The organism is Agromyces sp. NSFZ (assembly GCF_056156205.1).
Map to the genome: position 1 here is coordinate 3686573 of NZ_CM149585.1, position 19932 is coordinate 3706504.

General features: G+C 72.6%; 17 protein-coding genes. 10 read left to right on the forward strand and 7 right to left on the reverse strand.

The features are described from left to right. Nucleotides 1–171 precede the first annotated feature (171 nt). From ACVFI9_RS17480 to ACVFI9_RS17495, 4 genes are all read left to right on the forward strand, one after another. Nucleotides 172–1281: a DUF2207 family protein gene (locus tag ACVFI9_RS17480; RefSeq protein WP_474763450.1), complete on the forward strand. Its 1110-nt coding sequence runs from the start codon at nt 172–174 to the stop codon at nt 1279–1281. Continuing rightward, complete coding sequence (locus ACVFI9_RS17485) at nt 1278–1985, forward strand: alpha/beta hydrolase family protein (RefSeq protein WP_474763451.1); 708 nt, start codon at nt 1278–1280, stop codon at nt 1983–1985. The genes ACVFI9_RS17480 and ACVFI9_RS17485 overlap by 4 nt, the downstream gene beginning before the upstream one ends. Nucleotides 1986–2074: 89 nt before the next feature. Continuing rightward, a complete protein-coding gene (locus ACVFI9_RS17490; RefSeq protein ID WP_474763452.1) occupies nt 2075–3691 on the forward strand; it encodes a molybdopterin-dependent oxidoreductase in 1617 nt (538 codons plus the stop codon). An 81-nt stretch (nt 3692–3772) separates the two neighbouring features. Then, nucleotides 3773–4234 (forward strand): TM2 domain-containing protein, encoded by a 462-nt coding sequence (locus tag ACVFI9_RS17495; RefSeq protein ID WP_474763453.1) that lies wholly within the window; start codon nt 3773–3775, stop codon nt 4232–4234. A gap of 6 nt (nt 4235–4240) precedes the next feature. Here ACVFI9_RS17495 and ACVFI9_RS17500 read toward each other — a convergent pair whose 3' ends face one another. Continuing rightward, nucleotides 4241–5998, reverse strand: coding sequence for an amidase (locus ACVFI9_RS17500; RefSeq protein WP_474763454.1), 1758 nt, complete (start codon nt 5996–5998; stop codon nt 4241–4243). Next, on the reverse strand, nt 5995–7029 hold the full coding sequence (locus ACVFI9_RS17505; RefSeq protein ID WP_474763455.1) for an agmatine deiminase family protein: 1035 nt from the start codon (nt 7027–7029) through the stop codon (nt 5995–5997). The genes ACVFI9_RS17500 and ACVFI9_RS17505 overlap by 4 nt, the downstream gene beginning before the upstream one ends. A 99-nt stretch (nt 7030–7128) precedes the next feature. On the opposite strand from ACVFI9_RS17505, the gene ACVFI9_RS17510 reads away from it, so the two are divergent. After that, the gene (locus tag ACVFI9_RS17510; RefSeq protein ID WP_474763456.1) at nt 7129–7788 is read left to right on the forward strand and encodes a TetR/AcrR family transcriptional regulator; all 660 of its coding nucleotides are present in this window, start codon (nt 7129–7131) and stop codon (nt 7786–7788) included. 52 nt (nt 7789–7840) lie between these two features. Beyond that, nucleotides 7841–11470, forward strand: coding sequence for a TM0106 family RecB-like putative nuclease (locus ACVFI9_RS17515; RefSeq protein ID WP_474763457.1), 3630 nt, complete (start codon nt 7841–7843; stop codon nt 11468–11470). On the opposite strand, the gene ACVFI9_RS17520 is transcribed toward ACVFI9_RS17515, so the two are convergent. Beyond that, nucleotides 11460–11894 (reverse strand): YdeI/OmpD-associated family protein, encoded by a 435-nt coding sequence (locus ACVFI9_RS17520; RefSeq protein ID WP_474763458.1) that lies wholly within the window; start codon nt 11892–11894, stop codon nt 11460–11462. The genes ACVFI9_RS17515 and ACVFI9_RS17520 overlap by 11 nt on opposite strands. A 69-nt stretch (nt 11895–11963) precedes the next feature. Between ACVFI9_RS17520 and ACVFI9_RS17525 the strand changes: the two genes are divergently transcribed. Beyond that, a complete protein-coding gene (locus tag ACVFI9_RS17525) occupies nt 11964–12239 on the forward strand; it encodes a glutaredoxin family protein (RefSeq protein ID WP_474763459.1) in 276 nt (91 codons plus the stop codon). A 36-nt stretch (nt 12240–12275) separates the two neighbouring features. On the opposite strand, the gene ACVFI9_RS17530 is transcribed toward ACVFI9_RS17525, so the two are convergent. Next, nucleotides 12276–13277, reverse strand: a complete 1002-nt coding sequence (locus ACVFI9_RS17530; RefSeq protein ID WP_474763460.1) for an LLM class F420-dependent oxidoreductase — start codon at nt 13275–13277, stop codon at nt 12276–12278. A gap of 157 nt (nt 13278–13434) precedes the next feature. On the opposite strand from ACVFI9_RS17530, the gene ACVFI9_RS17535 reads away from it, so the two are divergent. After that, nucleotides 13435–13845, forward strand: coding sequence for a hypothetical protein (locus tag ACVFI9_RS17535; protein ID WP_474763461.1), 411 nt, complete (start codon nt 13435–13437; stop codon nt 13843–13845). Between the two features lie 3 nt (nt 13846–13848). Here ACVFI9_RS17535 and ACVFI9_RS17540 read toward each other — a convergent pair whose 3' ends face one another. Both ACVFI9_RS17540 and ACVFI9_RS17545 read right to left on the reverse strand, forming a co-directional pair. Further along, a complete protein-coding gene (locus ACVFI9_RS17540; protein WP_474763462.1) occupies nt 13849–15033 on the reverse strand; it encodes a baeRF11 domain-containing protein in 1185 nt (394 codons plus the stop codon). Nucleotides 15034–15116: 83 nt separating this feature from the next. After that, the gene (locus ACVFI9_RS17545; protein ID WP_474763463.1) at nt 15117–16646 is read right to left on the reverse strand and encodes an FAD-binding oxidoreductase; all 1530 of its coding nucleotides are present in this window, start codon (nt 16644–16646) and stop codon (nt 15117–15119) included. Between the two features lie 211 nt (nt 16647–16857). Here ACVFI9_RS17545 and ACVFI9_RS17550 point away from each other — a divergent pair, with 211 nt between their 5' ends. Then, complete coding sequence (locus tag ACVFI9_RS17550) at nt 16858–17907, forward strand: LLM class flavin-dependent oxidoreductase (protein ID WP_474763464.1); 1050 nt, start codon at nt 16858–16860, stop codon at nt 17905–17907. A 55-nt stretch (nt 17908–17962) separates the two neighbouring features. On the opposite strand, the gene ACVFI9_RS17555 is transcribed toward ACVFI9_RS17550, so the two are convergent. Then, nucleotides 17963–18379: a transferase gene (locus ACVFI9_RS17555; RefSeq protein WP_474763465.1), complete on the reverse strand. Its 417-nt coding sequence runs from the start codon at nt 18377–18379 to the stop codon at nt 17963–17965. A 204-nt stretch (nt 18380–18583) separates the two neighbouring features. On the opposite strand from ACVFI9_RS17555, the gene ACVFI9_RS17560 reads away from it, so the two are divergent. After that, on the forward strand, nt 18584–19885 hold the full coding sequence (locus ACVFI9_RS17560) for a glycosyltransferase (RefSeq protein WP_474763466.1): 1302 nt from the start codon (nt 18584–18586) through the stop codon (nt 19883–19885). Nucleotides 19886–19932 lie beyond the last annotated feature (47 nt).

A 19932-nucleotide genomic window follows, 5' to 3' on the forward strand; every position in this document is an offset into this window, starting at 1 on the left:
ATCGGCCGAGCGAGCCTGCGGCACCCGCCTCGGCTCCCTAGGCTGGGCGCCATCGATCCTGATGGGTCGAGATCGGCGGGTCCGTGAAGGGTGAGCCCACAGCCTCCACGGACCCGCTCTCGGTCTACCCGCCTCTCGTTCCCGTGCCGTGCGGACTCCTAGACTGGGCCCGTGCTCACCGCCGTCATCCTGATCGCGATCGTTCCGGCGTTCCTCATCCTCGGGCTCGGGACCGTGGCACGCGCCGTCGCCGCGCAGCGCGCGACCGCACTGGTCGTGCAGTACGCACCCGAGCGGGGTTCCACGGTGCTGCGCGACGCGCTGCTCGCGAACGCCGACCGGCGGGCGGCATCCGCTGCGCTGATCGACCTCGCGGTGAAACGCAAGGTGCGCCTCCTCGCCGGCGGTCGCTCGAGGCGCGAGCCCATCGGCGTGGAACTCGTGCCCGGCGCGACGTTCAGCCCCGAGGAGATCGACCTGCTCGACGCGCTGTTCGGCCCCGAGCACACGCACGGGCGCGTGCGCCGGTTCTCCTCCGACCGACGCGCGCTCGCCGCCCGGCTCCGCGCCGTGGTGTCCGACGCCGAGCACGCGCTCGCACGCGAGGGCCTCATCGCCGAACGTCGCGTGACGTGGCCGGGAATGACGCTCACGGTGCTCGCCTACCTCGGCATGTTCGTCGAGGCGCTGCTCATCGTCATCACCCTCGTGGGCGTCGACTGGCCGGCCCTCGTCGCGACCATCTTGGCCCTCGCTGCGACGATCGCGACCATCCTCGTCACGCCGCCGTCCTGGCGTCGGTTCCTGCCGGCGGCCCGCCCGCGACGCGAGCACCTCGACGGGCTCCGCCGATACCTTGCGCTCGCCGAGACCGACCGGATCCGCGTGCTCCAGTCGCCGACCGGGGCGGAGCTGAGATCGACGGATGCCTCGACGGATGCCTCGACGGACGCCTCGGCAGGACACCCGAGCGCGGACCCCGCGTCCTCCGGGTCGGAGCCGCTCGCCCGGTTCCACCTGCACGAGCGGCTGCTGCCGTACGCGGTGCTCTTCGGGCTCGAACGCGAGTGGATGGCGCAGCTCCGCCTCGAGCACGACGCGCTCGAGCGCACGAACCTCGACACGCTCATGGACGCCATCGACGTCACCGCCGACGTCGCCGTCGCCCTCGACGCGGCCGGCGGAGCGGTCGAGCTCGTCGCCGCCGTCGGCGACCTCGTCGACGCCGGCGGCACCGTGCTCGAGGGCGTCGGCAACCTCTTCGAGGCGTTGAGCTCATGACCGGGGAGCAGCGCCGGGCCGACGAGCAGCGCATCACGATCGACGTCGACGGCACGCCCGTCTCGGGGATCTTCCGTCGACCGGCGGATGCCGCGGCCACGATCGTCGTCGCGCACGGAGCGGGCGCCGGCATGGAGCATCCGTTCATGTCGGGCTTCACGCGGGCGATGGACGCGCTCGGCTTCGCCACGCTGCGCTTCAACTTCCCGTACCGGGAGGCGGGGCGGCGCTTCCCCGACCGGCCGCCCGTCGCGATCGCGACGTGGCGCGCGGCCATGGAGGCGGCCGCCGTTCGCGCCGCCGAGGCCGGCTCTCCCGGCCAACCGGTCTGGGCCTCCGGGAAGTCCTTCGGCGGGCGCATGGCCTCGATGGCCGTGGCCGAGGGGATGCCCGCTGCGGGTCTGGTCTACCTGGGGTACCCGTTGCATCCCCCCGGGAAGCCCGAGAAGGCGCGTGACGAGCACCTCGTGGGCATCACGGTGCCCATGCTCTTCCTGCAGGGACGCAACGACCCGTTCGCGATCCCGAACGAGCAGCTCGACGACGTCGTTGCACGCATCGGCCCGACGGCCACGCTGCAGTGGATCGAGAACGCGAACCACTCGTTCGAGGTGAAGGGCGCGAAGCGTCCGGCGGCGGAGGTGGGTGCCTCGCTCGCCGAGCCGGTCGCGGCGTTCCTCACCGCGCACGCGCCCGCGGGGTGAGGGCGGCCGGCCTCCGGAGAACATTACGGCCCGAGGAACTCCGCGCTCCAGCACCTGTGCGGTCCGCACCTCGCGCGTAGCCTGAGGGCATGACCGAGCCGAGCGGGCCCGCACGCGCCTGGGTGCTGCCCGCCGCGGCGGGCGTGGCATCCGTCGCCTTCGGCACCGGTGTCGGCGAACTCGCCGCCGCCCTGCTCGCGCCCGCGTCGAGTCCGTTCGTCGTCGTCGGGGCCCTCCTCATCGACCTTGCGCCGCCATGGGCGAAGGACGCCGCGATCGCGCTCTTCGGCACCGGCGACAAGGCCGCCCTGCTCGTGGGCATCGGCATCGTGCTCGTCGTGGTCGCGGGCGCGGCGGGCGTGCTCGAGGTGCGCCGTCCCCCGTTCGGGCGACTGCTCATCGGGCTCCTCGGCGCGGTCGGCGTCCTCGCGGCCGTGACACGTGCGAACGCGACGATGCTCGCCTTCGCGCCGCCGGCGATCGCGGCGATCGCCGCCGTGCTCGCGCTGCAGTTCCTCGTGCGTCGACTGCCGCGGGCGGCCGTGTCGAGTCGCAGGACGAATGACGCGACACGCGGATTCGACTCCGGCGTGGCGCCCGAATCATCCGTCGACTCGGAAGACGCAGCAACCGAGCCGCGGGTCGACCGACGCCGCTTCCTCGCCTGGACGGGCGGGGCCGCAGCCCTCGGGGCACTCGCCGCCTTGGGTGGTTACGCCCTGCAGGCGGGCTCACGCGCGGTCACGGCGATCCGTGACACGATCACGCTCCCCCGCCCCGGAGCGACCGCGCCGATCCCGCCGGGCGCCGAGCTCGACATCGACGGCCTGGCCCCCGTGATCACTCCGAACGCCCGGTTCTATCGCATCGACACGGCGCTCGCCGTCCCCGCGGTCGACCCCGAGAGCTGGAGCCTCCGCATCCACGGCATGGTCGAGCGCGAGGTCACCATCACCTGGGAGGAACTGCTGGCCCTCCCCCTCGACGAGAGCGTGACGACCCTCGCGTGCGTCTCGAACGAGGTCGGCGGCGGCCTCATCGGCAACGCCGTGTGGCTGGGCCATCCGATCCGCGAACTGCTCGCGCGCGCGGCGCCGACGGCCGACGCCGACATGGTGCTCTCCCGCAGTGTCGACGGCTTCACGGCGTCGACGCCGCTCGCGGTGCTCGAGGACGACCGCAACGCGATCCTCGCGATCGGCATGAACGGCGAACCGCTGCCCCCCGAGCACGGGTTCCCGGTGCGCATGGTGGTGCCCGGACTGTACGGTTACGTCTCGGCGACCAAGTGGGTCGTCGACCTGGAGGTCACGCGCTTCGATCGCGCGACCGCTTACTGGACCGACCGGGGATGGAGCGAGCGCGGGCCGATCAAGCTCCAGAGCCGCATCGACGTGCCGCGCCGCGGGCAATCGCTCGCGGCCGGCGCCGTCACGGTCGCGGGCGTGGCCTGGCACCAGCACGTCGGCATCGAGCGCGTCGAGGTGCAGGTCGACGACGGACCGTGGCAGGCCGCGACCCTCGCCACCGCGATCTCGATCGACACGTGGGTGCAGTGGCGCTTCGAGTGGGACGCGACCTCCGGCTCGCACACGCTCCGGGTGCGTACCGTGAACGCCGACGGCGAGGTGCAGACGTCCGAGGTGCAGGGCGTCGTGCCCGATGGCGCCACCGGCCTGCACGAGCGCACCGTCGAGGTGCGCTGAGCGGATGCCGCTACGGGACCTTCGACCCATCGCGCGCGCCCGCGCGGCGAGCACACTGGGCGCGTCGAGGAGGTAACCGTCATGACCGCGTACCCGCCCGAAGATCCGAACCGTCCGGCCGCCGCGTACCCGCCACCCGCCGCCCCGCCGGGCTCACGGCCGATGTCGACCGAGCCGTCGCCCCGCTCCTTCATCGCCACGTGGATGTTCGCCTGGCTCCTCGGATGGCTCGGGGTCGACCGCTTCTACCTGGGCAAGATCGGCACCGGCATCGTGAAGCTGCTCACGATCGGCGGCTTCGGCATCTGGTGGCTCATCGATCTCATCCTCACGCTCGCCGGCGTGCAGCGCGACAAGGAGGGGCGCCTGCTGCCCGACTACGAGCAGCACAAGATGATCGCGTGGATCATCACGGCGTCCATCTTCGCGCTCTCGCTCATCACGTCCGCGATCTCGAACGCCTTCACCGGGCTCTGGGACGGCGTCGGGCCGATGATGCCGTGGTGGGACTGGGAGGACTGGCAGAACTGGCGGAACGACTGACCGCGTTCACCCGAGCCGCGGCGTGCGCGGCGGCTCCGTGCGTCGCGCACCGGTCGTCTCGAACGCGGCCGCGAGCGCCAGCAGCGCCGTGTCGTCGTAGGCGCGTCCGGCGAACGTGAGGCCCACGGGCATCCGGATGTCCCGCATGAGCCCCATGGGCACGGTCACGGTCGGGATGCCGAGGTGCCGCGGCACGAGGTTGCCGTTCGCGACCCACACGCCGTTGCGCCAGCCGAGGTCGGCCGAGGCGGGGTTCACGTCCATGTCGGCCGGGCCCACGTCGGCGACCGCGGGGAAGACGACGGCGTCGAGTCCGAGCCCGTCCATCCACGCCTCGAGGTCGAGGCGGCGGGTCTCCTCGAGCCCGCGCAGCCCGGATTCGAGCTCGGGCATGTCGGCCCACGTGGCACCGGGGTGCGAGCGCACCCACTCGGGGTAGACGGCGATGTCGTCGTCGAACCCCGTGTAGCGGTCGACCACGCCCGGAGGCCGGGGGAAGATCCGGGCTCCGTCGACGTCGGCGAGCGAGTGCAGCGCGGGGTCGCCGTTCGCTCGCAGGAAGTCCTCCCATGCCCACGCTGAGAGGTCCAGGATCTCGCGTGCCAGGTACTCGGGGCTGACGAGACCGCGGGTGGCGATGGTCGGCGCTCCGGGCCGATCGCCCTCGTAGTTCGACACCGCCGGGAAGTCGACCTCGATCACCTCGGCGCCCGAGGCCTCGAGGTCGCGGCGCGCGGCCTCCCAGAGCTCGATGACGGAGGCGCGCGTCTCGATGCGCTGCCCGGTGGATCCGCCGATCCCCGGGGTGCGTCCCGGCTCGGCGGTACCGGCGTCGGGGTCCGCGTTGACGTACATCCGTGGCACGCCGAACCGCTTGCCGGCGAGGGTGGCGCGGGCGGCCTCACCGGCGCCCGCCCGACCGCCCGTGAGCAGCGCGGTGTACGAGACCGGACGCACGGCCGACGCGGCCGGGAGCTCGACCCACGGCTGCGTGCGCCAGAAGTCGCCGCGCGTCTCGAGGTCGTCGGCGACGATGACGTCGAGCACCTCGAACAGGTCGGCCATGGTGCGGGTGTGCGGCACGACGACGTCCATCGTCGGCACGAGCGGCCAGTTGCCGCGCACCGAGATGACACCCCTCGAGGGGGTGTACGCGCAGAGCGCGTTGTTCGAGGCCGGGGCGCGACCCGACGACCAGGTCTCCTCGCCGAGCCCGAACGCCGCGAACGACGCCGCGGTCGCGGTGCCCGAGCCGTTCGACGAGCCCGAGCCGAAGGCGGCCGTGAGGTAGTCGGCGTTGTACGGGCTCTCGGCGCGACCGTAGAGCCCGCGCTGCATGCCGCCGTTCGCCATGGGCGGCATGTTGGTGAGGCCGATGAGCACGGCGCCGGCGGCACGGAGGCGCTCGATCGTGAACGCGTCGCGCTGCGCGACGAGGTGCTCGAACGCGGGGGAGCCGGCCGCGGCGGTGAGGCCGCGAGCGAGGTAACTGTCCTTGGCGGTGTACGGGATGCCGTCGAGCGGACCGAGCGTCTCGCCCCGGGCGCGGCGCTCGTCGGAGGCGCGGGCGTCGGCGAGCGTGTCGGGGTTGCGCACGACGACGGCATTGAGTGCGGTCGGCGTGCCCGGGGCGTCGTAGGCGTCGATGCGCGCGAGGTACGCCTCGACGAGCCCGACCGCCGTCGTGCGGCCCTCCTCGAGCGCCCGCCGCAGCTCGGCGATGGAGGCCTCGACCACGTCGAACCGGCGGTCGTCCGCGCTCATCGCGTCACCGCCGGCTGCTGCTGGGTGATGCAGTGGATGCCGCCGCCGCGGGCGAGGATCGGCCGGGCGTCGACGGTCACGACCTCGCGCCCGGGGTAGGCGGCCGCGAGCAGGTCGCGCGCCGCGGCATCCGCCCGCTCATCGCCGTAGCCGCACGCGATCACGCCGCCGTTCACGACCAGGTGGTTCACGTAGTTCCAGTCGACGAAGCCCTCATCGTCGCGCAGCTGCGCGGGTGCGGGCAGGTCGATGATCTCGAAGCGGCGGCCCGCGGCATCCGTCGCCTGCGACAGGAACGCGCGCAGCTCGCGCATCACGACGTGATCGGGGTGCTCGGGGTTCGGCTGCTCGTGCAGGAGCAGCGTGCCGGGCGACGCGATGGTCGCGACCATGTCGACGTGCCCGCGCGTGCCGAGGTCCTCGTAGTCGCGGGTGAGGCCGCGCGGCAGCCAGACCACGTGCGTCGCGCCGATGGTGCGGGCGAGCTCGGCCTCGACGCGGGCCTTGTCGGCGTAGGGGTTGCGTCCGGGGTCGAGCTGCACGGTCTCGGTGACGAGCACCGTGCCCTCGCCGTCGACGTGGATGGCACCCCCCTCGTTCACGAGCATCGACGAGACGAGCTCGGCGCCCGCGGCATCCGTCACGAACCGGCCGATCTCGCGGTCGTTGGCCCAGGTCGCCCACTTCGGCGCACCCCAGCCGTTGAAGATCCAGTCCACGCCGCCGAGAACCCCCGGGCGTTCGTCGTCGAAGACGAACGTCGGACCCATGTCGCGCATCCAGTAGTCGTCGAGCGGCGCCTCGAGCTGCGCGATGTCGGCCGAGAGCATGCGGCGAGCCCGATCGCGCTCGACCGGGTCGACGACCATGGTCACGGGCTCGAACCGGGCGACCGCGTGCGCGACCGCGGTCCACGCGGCATACGCCTCCTCGGCCGACGCGGCGTCGTCGCCGAGGGTGAGGCCGGGGCGCGGGAACGCCATCCACGTGCGCTCGTGCGGCGCGGTCTCTGCGGGCATGCGCCACGACATGCGGCCACCTCCTGTGCGGGTTACGTCGGCTCACGATGGATCACGGACGCCGGGGCATCCGTCGACTACTATTGACCATACGATCAACAAGAGGTGCGGATGTCAAGAGCCCAGCGTCGCCCGTCGGCCCGCAAGTCGCCCGCCGAACGCGCCGCCGAGGTCGCGGACGCCGCGCGCGACCTCGCCCTCGACCACGGACTCACCGCCGTGACCCTGCGCGGCGTCGCCTCCCGCGTCGGCGTGACCCCGGCGCTCGTGGCGCACTACGAGCCCAGCATGGACGCCCTCGTCGCCACGACCTTCACGTCGATCGTCGCCGCCGAGATCGAGGAGGTCGAGCGACTCGTGGGCGACATGCCCACGCCGACGGCGCGGATCGCCGGGCTCATCGACACGCTCCTCGACGGCACGCGCGACGACGTCACCGTCGTCTGGGTCGAGGCATGGGCGCTCGGCCGGCGCAACGAGGTGCTCGCGGCAGCCGTCCGTTCGCAGATGGACGCCTGGCAGGCGATCGTGCAGGGCGTCGTCGAGGCGGGCATTGCGAGCGCGGAGTTCCGGGCGACGGATGCCGCGGCGGCGGCCTGGCAGGTCCTCGGCATGATCGACGGCCTCAACGCGCAGGCGCTCGTGCGCTGGGGCGATGCCGGAGCACGCGGGTCGCTCATCGGCGCGGCGATCGAGGGCATGCTCGGCCTCGAGCGCGATGCGCTCGGCGTGGCCGGAGCGCGCCGGGCGGGCGGGTCATCCGGCCGCTGATGTCGGACGCTCGGGTTACGGTGAAGAACCGAGACGACGGGAGGGAGATCGGATGTACCTGGTCGACGGCACCGTCGTCACGAGCGCGAGCGACCTGAAGAAGGCCAGCGACTGCGAGTTCGCGTTCCTGCGCGAGCTCGACGTGAAGCTCGGGCGCGACACGCTCTTCGAGCCCGTCGCCGACCCCATGCTCGAGCGGGCGGGGCGTCTCGGCGACGAGCACGAGCTCCGCGTGCTCGCCTCGTATCGCGAGCACTTCGGGGCGGGCGTGGTCGAGATCGACCGGCCCGACCTGCGCGACGCCGACCAGGTGGCCGCGGCCGTCGCCGAGACTCGGGCAGCCTTCGAGTCGGGTGCGCCCGTTGTCTTCCAGGCGACGTTCGTCGACGACGGCTTCGTGGGCTTCGCCGACTTCATCGTGCGAGAGTCCGACGGCCGGTACCTCGTGCAGGACTCGAAGCTCGCCCGTCGTGCCCGCGTCACCGCGCTGCTGCAGCTCGCCGCCTACGCGACGCAGCTCGACCGGCTCGGCATCCCCCGCGCCGACACCGTCGAACTGCTCCTCGGCGACGGCACCACGAGCTCGCACCGGCTCGACGACATCGAGCCCGTCTACCTGCTGCGGCGGGCGCGCCTCGAGCAGATCGTGGCCGATCGCATCGCCGACGACGCTCCGGTCGCCTGGGGCGACCCGCGCTACACGTTCGACGGCCGATGCCCGACGTGCGACCTCGAGGTGCAGGCGCACCGCGATCCGCTCCTCGTCGCCGGGCTCCGCGCCACCCAGCGGGTGCACCTCGTCGAGGCCGGTATCAGCACCATCGACGAGTTCGCCGTGTCCGAGGGTCCGATCGACGGCATCCTCGAGGCCACGCTCGACGGCCTGCGGCTGCAGGCGAAGCTCCAACTCGCCGCCGAGGCCGAGACCGCGTCCGCCGAGGCCGCCGGGCAACTGGCGCCCGACGATCCGCCGCTGCCGCCGCCCGTCGTGGTGCGCGAGCCGGGTGCCCTCGCCGCCATTCCCGCGCCCGACGCCGGCGACCTGTTCTTCGACTTCGAGGGCGATCCGCTCTACACCGAGGGACCGGCCACCGACTGGGGGCTCGACTACCTGTTCGGCATGATCGACACCGACGAGCAGTTCACGCCGCTCTGGGCGCACAGCTTCGCCGAGGAACGGGAGGCGCTCGTGCGCTTCCTCGAACTCGTGAAGCTGCGGCGGGCCGCGCACCCCGACATGCACATCTACCATTACGCGAGCTACGAACGCACGCATCTCACGTCGATCGCCGCGCGCCACGGCGTCGGCGAGTCCGAGGTCGACCAGCTCCTCGCCGACGGCGTGCTCGTCGACCTCTATCCGATCGTGAAGCGCGCGGTACGGGTCGGCAGCCGCTCGTACTCGATCAAGAAGCTCGAACCGCTCTACATGGGCAGCGAGTTGCGCCAGGCCGAGGTGAAGTCGGGCGGCGACTCGATCCTCGAGTACGTGCGGGCACGCGAGCTCCTCGCCACTGGCAGCGTCGACCCCGTCACGGGCCTGTCGGGTGCGGCCGCCGCCCAGCACGTGCTCGACGACCTCGCCGAGTACAACCGGTACGACTGCGTCTCGACGCTCCGGCTGCGCGACTGGCTCCTCGACCTCGCACGCCGCGAGCACATCGAGCCGGTGCCCGCGCTGCTCCTCGCCGAGCCCACCGGCAAGCAGTACGAGGCCAGCCCGCTCGCGGTGCAGCTGCAGCGGCTCGCGGGGCCGGCCGACGACCCCGAGCGCGACGCCGACCACACCGCCCTCGCCCTCGCGGCCGCCGCGATCGACTACCACGACCGCGAATCGAAGACGTTCTGGTGGGGCCACTTCTTCCGCGTCGAGCAGCCGCTGGAGGCCTGGGAGGACCACCGCGACGTGCTCGTCGTCGACCCCGCACGCACGGTCGTGCTCCACGATTGGTACCGCGAGGGCAGGCAGCAGTTCGACCGCCGCGAGCTCCTGCTGCGGGGCCGCATCGCGCCAGGCTCGAAGTTCAGCCCCGGAGCCGACGTCTTCGTGCTCTACGAGTGGCCCGCGCCGTTCCCCTCGAACTCGCGTCGGCCGGGTTCGCGCGCCTCGGCGAACGCGAGGGTCATCGAGGCGGCGCCCGACGGCGTGCGCATCGAGGAGCGCTCGGTCGCCGGTGAGACCTGGCGCGGCCTTCCCATGGCGCTCGTCCCAGGCACCCCGCCGCCCGCCGGGCGCCAGAAGGATGCGATCGCCGAGTGGGCCGCTCCCCTCGCCTCCGCGTACCCCGCGTGGCCGCGCGACCCGGCCGTCGACCTGCTGCGGCGCATCCCGCCGCGCACGCGCTCGGGCGCGCTCGCCCTGCTTCCCGACCACGAGTACGTGGGCGCGGTGGTGCGCTCGCTCGGCGATCTCGACCACTCGTACCTCGCCGTGCAGGGTCCTCCCGGCACGGGCAAGACCTACGTCGCCTCGCGGGTGATCGCGCGCCTCGTCGGTCATCACGGCTGGAAGATCGGCGTGGTCGCGCAGTCGCACGCCGTGGTCGAGCACCTGCTCGATGCCGTCGTCGCCGCCGGACTCGATCCTCGCCTCGTCGCGAAGGCGCCGAAGGACCTCGACGACCGGGTCGAACGCCGATGGACCGTCATCGAGAAGAACGGGGCATCCGCCTTCCTCGCGGCGAATCGGGCGACGGGCTTCGTCTACGGCGGCACCGCGTGGGACTTCGCGAACGCCGACCGGGTCGGCCGTCGCGCACTCGACCTCCTCGTCGTCGACGAGGCCGGTCAGTTCTCGATCGCCGCGACGATCGCGGCATCGGTCGCGGCGCGGCGCCTGCTCCTGCTCGGCGATCCGCAGCAGCTTCCGCAGGTGAGCCAGGGCACCCACCCCGAGCCGGTCGACTCCTCGGCGCTCGGCTGGATCGCCGACGGACACGACGTGCTGCCCGCCGAGTACGGCTACTTCCTCGCCGAGAGCCGGCGCATGCATCCGGCGCTCGCCGCGCCCGTCTCGCACCTCTCCTATGAGGGCGAACTGCGGTCGCACGACTGCGCGGCCCTGCGGAGCATCGCGGGCATCGCTCCGGGCCTCACGCCCGTCGCCGTCGCGCACGACGGCAACACCACGGAGTCCCTCGAGGAGGCACGTGAGGTGGTGCGTCTCGTGGGCGATCTGCTGGGCCGGCCGTACACCGGCACCCGGGAGTCGGCCGAGGGCGTCGTGGCGGCCGAGCCCCGACCACTGCGGCAGACCGACCTGATCGTCGTGACGCCGTACAACGCGCAGCTCGCGCTCGTGCGCGAACACCTCGACCGCGCCGGATACGCCGAGGTGCCGGTCGGCACCGTCGACAAGTTCCAGGGCCAGGAGGCCGCCGTCGCGATCGTCTCGCTCGCCGCCTCCTCGGCCGCCGTGGCGCCTCGCGGGGTGGAGTTCCTGCTCCTGAAGAACCGGCTCAACGTCGCGATCTCGCGCGCCAAGGTGGCCGCGTTCCTCCTCTACTCGCCGGGCCTGCTCGACGCGCTCCCCCGCACGCCGCAGGGTGTCGCGCAGCTCAGCGCGTTCGCCCGGCTCGTGGGCGTCGAGCTTCCGCGGTTCGGTCGGGCGGCGGCGGATGCCGCGAAGGTCGGATCCTCCACGTCGGACGATGCCGGCGAACCGATCGCGGTCACCCGGTGAGCTTGGCGACCGCGGCGGCGATGCGCCGCTTTCGCGTCTCCTCGGTCTTCGCGCCCTCGACGGCGGTGACGTGCGCCTTCCGATGGCTCGGGGCGAGCCGGTCCCACGCGCCTCGCGCTCCCGGCGTCGCGTTGAGCGCCGCCGCGAGATCGCCGGGCACCTCGACCGTGCGCGGCGCCGTGTCCACGTCGATATCGACCACGATGGCGTCGCCGCCCTGGATTCCCGTTGCCGCCCGCTTGTCCGAGCTGAACGGAATCAGGTAGCGCCCGCCCATGACGGCGACCGTGCTGCGGTACTCGTAGCCGTTGACCGTCACGATCACCGGCGGTTTGCGCCCCGCACCGAGGGCCTCGATCACCTCAGGAGGCACCTCGATGCCCGTGTTGTTGCCCGTCAGCGACATCGTCGTCTCGAACTGCATGGGGCCGAGTCTGCCACTGCCGGCACGGAGCTGGGAATACCGCTCAGACTCGGTACGTAGTCTCTCGATGTGACTTCCCCCACGACTGACCTGAACCCTGCCCGCATCACGATGTACGGTGCCGACTGGTGCGGCGACTGCCGCCGCTCGAAGGCCCTGCTCGACCACCGCGGCGTGGACTACGAGTACATCGACCTGGAGCGCGAGGTCGAAGCCGCCGCCCGCGCCCAGGCGATCTCGGGCCGCACGAACATCCCGGTGATCGTGTTCCCCGACGGCACGCACTTCACCGAGCCCACCGACGCCGAGCTCGGCGCGAAGCTCGACGAGGCCGCCGCGGCGTAGTCCGAGGGCGACCCCGGTCGCCGCGACCGCCCTGCCTCAGTCGGCGAGCGCCGGCATGACCTCGGACGCGAAGAGCTCCAGTCCCGAGCGGTCGTAGGCCGCCTCGGGGAAGTAGTGGATCGCGTACGAGAGCCCGAGCTCCCGGCGCTCGGCGAGCTTCGCCGCCACCTGCGCGGGCGTGCCGACCGCGGCGAGCGGACCGCGCAGCTCCGCCATGTATCCGGCCGTCTTCGCGGGGCCGAGGTACGGCGCGAGTCGTGCCTCGATCGCGTCGAGCCGTCGCGCGACATCCGCGTCGTCCGTGCCGATCACGGTGTTGAAGTTCGATGAGCGCACGATGGCGTCGAAGTCGGTGCCGAGGGCGTCGCAGTGCCCGCGCAGCACCTCGCTCTTGTGCGTGAACACCTCGGGGGTGCCGGTGAAGTTCGTGTACGACGCGTACTTCGCCGCGATGCGAAGCGTGACCTTCTCGCCGCCGCCTGCGATCCAGAACGGCAGGCCGCCTTCCTGCAGGGGCAGCGGCTGCACGATGGCGCCGTCGACCTGGTAGTGCCTGCCGTGGAGGGTGGCGGAGCCGGTGGTCCATGCCTGGCGCATGATCTCGACGCCCTCGCGCAGCATCGCGAGCCGGTCGGGCACCTCGGGGAAGCCGTAGCCGTAGGCGCGCCACTCGTGCTCGTACCATCCGCCGCCGATGCCCATCTCGACCCGACCGCCAGAGACGATGTCGACCGTGGCGGCGACCTTCGCGAGGTACGCCGGGTTGCGGTAGCCCATGCACGTGCACATCTGGCCCAGCCGCACCCGGGAGGTCGATGCCGCGAAGGCCGACATGAGCGACCAGGCCTCGTGCGTCGCCTCCGTCTCGCTCGGCACCGGCGTGGTGTGGAAGTGGTCGTAGACCCAGATGGACTCCCATCCGGATTCGGGAGCATCGGCGTACTGCGCAAGCGCGCGCATTGCCTCCCAGTGCTCGGCCGGCTCGATGCCGACGAGATCGTGACGCCAACCCTGGGGAACGAACATTCCGAATCGCATGCGCTCCAGCCTAGGGCCGTCGCGGGCTCGGGGAGAAAGCGCTTCCCGAGAGGAGGTCGCGGCGATGACGACGAGCGACGGCGACCGGCGAGGTCACCCGCGAAGATCAGCGTCAGCCCTGAGGACGCGGGCTCGGGACATCCGTAGCTTCTGTTGGATGACGACCCCCATGCACTGCGACTTCTCGCCGCACGATTTCAGCGCCACCGCCATCCGCACCTCCGACGGGCGGATCGTGCAGGTCAGTGGGTCCGGCCTCTGCCCGACGGGAGGCTGGGAGCTGCGGCTCGTCACCGCACGAGGCGGGCTGCCGCATCCGGGACGTCTGCGGCTGGAGCTCCGCGAGGTTCCGCCGCGGTCGGCGCCGCGCGTGTTCACGCACACCACGGTCGACGTCACGATCGAGGACACGCGGGCCGTGGAGGTCGAGATCCGGTTCGGCTGGCGCGAGGGCTTCCTCATCCCGGTGCGGGAGCGTGCGCCGAAACGCGCGCTCCGGCCCGCCCCCCACGGACGGGATCAGCGAGTGGACGCCGCGCCGGATGCGGTCGGGACGTCCGCTCGCTGAACCTCAGGCGAGCGCGTACCGCAACTCGGCCATCGCCGGCCCCGACCAGACCGCCCCGTCGAGGTCGTCGCCACGGACCGTGACCACCTTGCCGCCCTTCGCGATCACGAGCAGCGCGAGCTGCGGCAGCACGTCGCCCGCGACCGTGCCGTCGGCCAGGTGCTCGCCGCTGCCGTTGCCGGTGGCGAACTCGATGGCGCCGGACTCCTGGTCGAGCGTGCCGTTGACCGAGGTCGTGAAGTCGAACCAGAGCGTCTCCACGGCGCCGTCGGCCGCGAGCCGGCCGATCGCCGCGAGGTCGCGCTCGACGCGACCGGCGCTGCCGTCGGCGAGGCCGCGGAGCGTCTCGTGCGCCTCGTTGACGTTGAGCCGGGCGAGCTCCTCGCGGATCGCCTCGTCGATCTCCGCCGCTCCGAGACGGTCGGGTCCGCCGTGCACGGCGGCCATGCGGCGTCCGTTGTGCGCCCGATCCATGAACTGGCTCACCAAGGGCTCCGCGGCGAAGACGAAGAGGGGCACCCGCTCGTCGGGGTCGTGCTCCGCGAGTTCCTGCCGCACCGCGTCGGCGACCCGCTTGGCGTAGGTGTCGAGCGTCGTGGGCTTGCGGTCCTCCTCGTTCACGCCACGATCGCCGTGCCCGCTGCCGCGACGGCGGCCCGTGTACCCGGGGGCGCGGTTCGCGGCATCGTCGGCGTTCTTCGGCAGGGAGGGGTCGACCGGCATCTGCACGGCCCGGTCGGTGGGGGTGGCGTGCCACAGCGACCATTCGTTCCCCGAGATCGCGACCGCGAACGCCTCCTGGTCCTGGCTGGGCGCGCGCAGGAGCTGCCCGAGCGTGAAGTGGGTGCCCACGTGCACGGCGTCGTCGAGGCGGTTCGGCAGGACGTACACCTCGTTGAATCCGGGGGCGACGAAGATCGCCAGCGACCTCGAGAGTCGTCCCCAGAGCCTCTGGTCGAGCAGGACGGCGTCGCGTTCGCGTCGCAGCGCGTCGATCACGGGGCCCGGGGCATCCGTCGCCTTCACCTGCTCGATCGCGGTGTCGAACGCGCTCTTCACCGCGACCTCGGCGCGTTCGCGTTCACTCACCACCGGCGAGGTGGAGGCGTAGATCGTGACGGCGGGCTCGTGCGCGCCTGCCAGCGTCGCGAAGTCAGCGGTCGTGGGCAGTTCGTAGTGGAGCGTCATTCAGTCCCTCCCCCAGGATCACGCGACAGCGGTGTCGCTCGCTCCCCAGCCTATGAAGGCCCGGGCGCGAGCGACACCCCCCGTCAGCGAGCCACGGGGTGGTTCGACCGGATCGCGCCGGTGGGGTCGACCCGGCGCTTGATGTCGCGCAGGCGTTCGAGGTGCTCGCCGAAGAGCCGGCCCGCGGGTCGGGCGTGCTCGGCGAAGTTGCCGAAGTCGAGGTCGGCGCGCCACGGCTCGACTCGCGAGAGCAGCCGGCCGAGGGATGCCGCGAGCGCGTCCTCGGCGCCGGGAAGCGCGACGCCGACGCCGAACACGAGGTGCGAGCCGTCGAGGCCGGCCAGCGCGCCCGGCTCCGGCGTCCCACGACCGATGGCGGACGCGCGTGCGACCTCGGGCCGCAGGCCGCCGCCGAGGTGACGGATCTCAGCCGACAGCAGCGCGCACTCGGCATCGGGACCGACGGCCTCGACGAAGGCGCGCACCGTCGCCGGTGTCAGCTCGGCGAGCATCATGCCGTCGCCGTGGCCGGGGGTGGGGCCGGGCGGGTCCATGTGCAACTGGAGCAGCTCGGCGGTCGGCTGGGAATGCACGGAATCCATCTCGGGACCCAGGGCGCGGAGCGGGGCGAGCAGCTCGTCGGCCCGTTCGGGCGACTCCTGCACCACCGCCTCGACGACCACGAACGACTTCCCGGCGAGGAACGGCGGCAGGTCGGGGATCGGCGGGAAGCGCAGCACCCGGCCGACCGACGTGACGGTGTCGGGTACGGTCGCAGTCCACGCCGCCCAGGCCTGCAGGACCTCCTCGGCGCGCTCGAGCGGGAAGAACAGCGTTCCGGCCATGACCTCGGCGATGGGGTAGACGCGGAACTCCAACGCCGTGACGACGCCGAAGTCGCCGCCGCCGCCGCGGACGGCCCAGAACAGGTCGGCGTCGTGCTCGGCGTCGACACGACGACGGGCGCCGTCGGCCGTGATGAGCTCGACGGCGATCACCTGGTTGGCGGCGAGGCCGTGGGTCCGGCTCAGCCAGCTCACCCCGCCGCCGAGCGTGTAGCCGACGACGCCGACGTCGTGCGACGACCCGGCGAGCGCGGCGAGGCCGTGCGGCGCGACCGCGGCGACGACGTCGCCCCACTGGGCGCCGGCCTCGACGCGGACGGTGCGCTGCTCGGGGTCGACCTCTACGCCGCGCAGCTCCGAGGTGCGCAGGAGCACGGCGTCGGCCAGGCCGTCGCCGGCCGCCAGCGGACCGGCGTTGTGGCCGGTCGCCTGTGGCGCGACGGCGAGGCCGAGTGTCGTCGCCGCGCGGACGGTCTCCTCGATGTCCTCCACGGTCGCGGCGATGACGACGGCCGCGGGCTGCTGGTCGACGGCGAGGTTCCAGGCGGTGCGGGCACCGTCCCAGCCGGGATCGCCCGGGAGGTGGACGCGGCCGGTGATGCGGCCGTCGAGGAGGGCGAGCGCCTCGCGCAGCGAACGGGCGTCGGCCTCCCCGTGGTGGCTGCGAGCCTCGGCGAGGTCGGCGACGGGTGCGAGGCCCCGGGCGGACGGGTGGGCGGCGCGGGCGGCGTCTTGCGCAGCGGTGGCGCCGGGCACGGGGGAGTTCACGGGAAGGTTCCTTTCGATGTCGCGTCGTGGCTGGCCTCGGCGTTTCGCGGCGAGGCGTGCGGCCGCGGGGGATCCGACGGCGCACACGAGCGCGACCTCCATCCAACGACGCGACGGGAGCCCGGGCGACAGTGCGTGCCCTCCGATTACCTCAGGGTTACCCCGCGCACCGGGCGGAATACCGCCGACGCGATGCCGGTTGCCGTTGGGGATGGCTTCCTCGCTCCGACTCTCCGCGCTCGATCTCGTTCCCGTTCGCAGCGGCCAGCCCAGCGCGGGCGCCGTCGCGGCATCCGTTCGCCTCGCACAGCTGGCCGACCGGCTCGGGTACACGCGCTACTGGTTCGCCGAGCACCACAACATGCCCGCGGTCGCGTCGACGACGCCGCCGGTGCTCATCGCCGCCGCCGTGTCGCGCACCGAGCGCATCCGGGTCGGCTCGGGCGGCGTGATGCTGCCGAACCACGCACCGCTCGTCGTGGCCGAGCAGTTCGCGGCGCTCGAGGCCATCGCACCCGGCCGCATCGACCTCGGCATCGGTCGGGCGCCCGGCAGCGACCCCGTCATCACGCAGCTCCTGCGCATCACGGGGCCCACCGCCGAGGTCGACCGGTTCCCCGACCATGTCGGGGATATCCTGAGCCTGCTCTCGCCCGACGGCGCGACGCTGCGGCTCGCGAGCGGACGCGAGTACGCGATCACCGCGACGCCGGCGGCGACGGATGTCCCTACGCTGTGGCTTCTCGGCTCGAGCGACTACTCGGCGAAGCTCGCCGCCGAGCTCGGGCTCCCCTACGTGTTCGCGAACCACTTCTCGGGGGAGGGCCTCGAGCGGGCGCTCGAGCTCTACCGCACCGGGTACCGGCCGAGCGAGCGGCATCCGACGCCCGAGACGTTCCTGACCGTGAACGCCTCGGTGGCGCCCACGGTCGAGGAGGCCCGTGCCCGCGCGCTGCCGCAACTGCGGTCGATGGCGCGCCTGCGCACCAACCGGCCCATGCGACCGCTCGAGACCGTTGAGGAGGCGCAATCGGCACCGGCCGACTCGATGGCCGACGAGCTCATCGCGGGCATGGAGCGCCGCTGGATCATCGCCGACCCCGCCGGCGCCGCGAGCGAGGTGCGGACGCTCGCCGAGCGGCACGGCGTCGACGAGGTCATGGTGTCGCCGATCGCGGGTTCCTACGAGGCCGAGCCGACGGATGCCGTGCCTGGGCGCGAGCAGACGCTCGCGCTGCTCGCGCGGGAGCTGCTCGCCTGAATCGCGAGTTTCGAGACGGCGCTTCGCGCCTCCGCAACGCGCGGAGCGGCGAAGCTCAGGCGGCGAGGCCGAGCCGGCGCAGGTCCTCGGTCGACGCGCGGTACTCGTCGCCGTCGGCGACGGTGGTCTCGCGCGGCACCCGGGCGCCGTTCTGCACGCGCGCGTCGGTGCCGACCGTCGCGTAGGGGCCGATGACGGCGTTGCGGCCGACCACCGCGTGGCGGCCGACGTGCGCGTTCACTCCGATGACGGCGCGTTCGGCGACGATGGCGTCGCGGTCCACCCAGGCACGGGGTCCGATCTGCGCCCCGCGCTGCACTTCCGCACCGGGGTCGACGTAGGCCGTCGGGTCGACGAAGGCCGTGGGGTCGACCTTGGCGGTCGTGGCGACGAGGCCTCGACCGTTCACGTGCTTGCGGTAGCGACGCAGGACCCCGGCTTCGTCTTCGAACTCGACGTAACTGATGCCCACGTTCTCCTCCTTCCGACGTGGTGGCTCCACGTCCGGACATTGGTACAACACGCGGTGTGACCGGGGCATTCCCGGAACCCCTCGACGTCGAGAGACCGCGCGGACGCGCCGCTCGGTGCCAGCCCTGAAATCCGGCCGTGGCAGCACTGGATGACGCCGGAATGCCTTGTCGGGCGAATCGCGGACTGGATACCGTCGCACACCATGTCCACCTACCTCCTCTGCGCGAGCCCGATCCAGGGCCACGTCGCCCCCGTCATCGCCATCGCCCGGCATCTCGTGTCACGGGGGCACGACGTCACCGTCCTCACCGGCTCGCGCTTCCGCGACGCGGTGACCGCCGCCGGCGCCGAGCACCGCCCCCTCGCCGGCATCGCCGACTTCGACGACCGCGTGATGCAGGACCACCTGCCCGACCGTGACCGGTATCGCGGGATCGCGCAACTCCGCTACGACATCGAGACCATCTTCGTCAGGACGGTGCCCGAGCAGACACGCGCGGTCGAGCAGGCGATCGCCGAGTCCGCTCCCGACGCGGTGCTCGTCGACGCGGCCTTCGCGGGAATCCTCCCGATCCTCCTCGACGGCCCCGCGGGACGCCCGCCGGTGCTCGCCGTCGGCGTGATTCCGCTGAGCCAGTCGAGCACGGACGCCGCGCCCTACGGCCTCGGGCTCGCGCCGAGTGCGACGGCCATCGGCCGGATGCGCAATCGCGCGCTCAACGCCTTCGTGCAGAAGGTGGTGTTCCGCCGCACCCAGGAGCTCGCCGACGACATCATGACCCGCCTCGGCCGGCCGCGGCTCACGAACTTCGTGCTCGACCTCTCGCGCCTGTTCGACCGATTCCTGCAGCTCTCGCCCGCAGAGTTCGAGTACCCGCGTCGCGACCTCTCGTCGAATCTCGCCTTCGTCGGAACGGTGCTGCCGCCGGCGCCCGTGGCGGCTGACCTGCCCGAGTGGTGGCCCGAGCTCGACGGCGACCGTCCGGTGGTGCACGTCACGCAGGGCACGATCGACAACAAGGACTTCGGCCGTGTCGTGCATCCCACGATCGACGCCCTCGCCGACCGCGAGGTGCTGGTGGTGGTGTCGACGGGCGGTCGTCCGGTGGAGGAGCTCGGCGAGCTGCCGGCCAACGTCAGAGCGGCAGAGTTCCTCCCCTACGACCTGCTGATGCCGAAGACCGACGTGTTCGTCACGAACGCGGGCTACGGCGGCACGCAGTACGCGCTGAGCCATGGCGTCCCCCTCGTCACCGCGGGCGACACCGAGGACAAGCCCGAGGTCGCGCGACGGGCCGAATGGGCGGGCGTCGGTGTCAACCTCAGGACGGGCACGCCGACCGCGGCGGCCGTGCGACGCGCCGTGGATACGGTGCTCGCCGACCACCGCTTCCGCGGGCGAGCGCAGGTGCTGGCCGCGCAGATCCGCCGGTACGACACGTTCGCCCTCATCGAGGCGGAGCTCGAGGCGGTCTCGGCCACGGCCCGTCGGCACGTCGGCTGAGCCGGTTAGGCTGGCGGGAGCCGGCGCCACGCCGTCGGCGTCGTCTC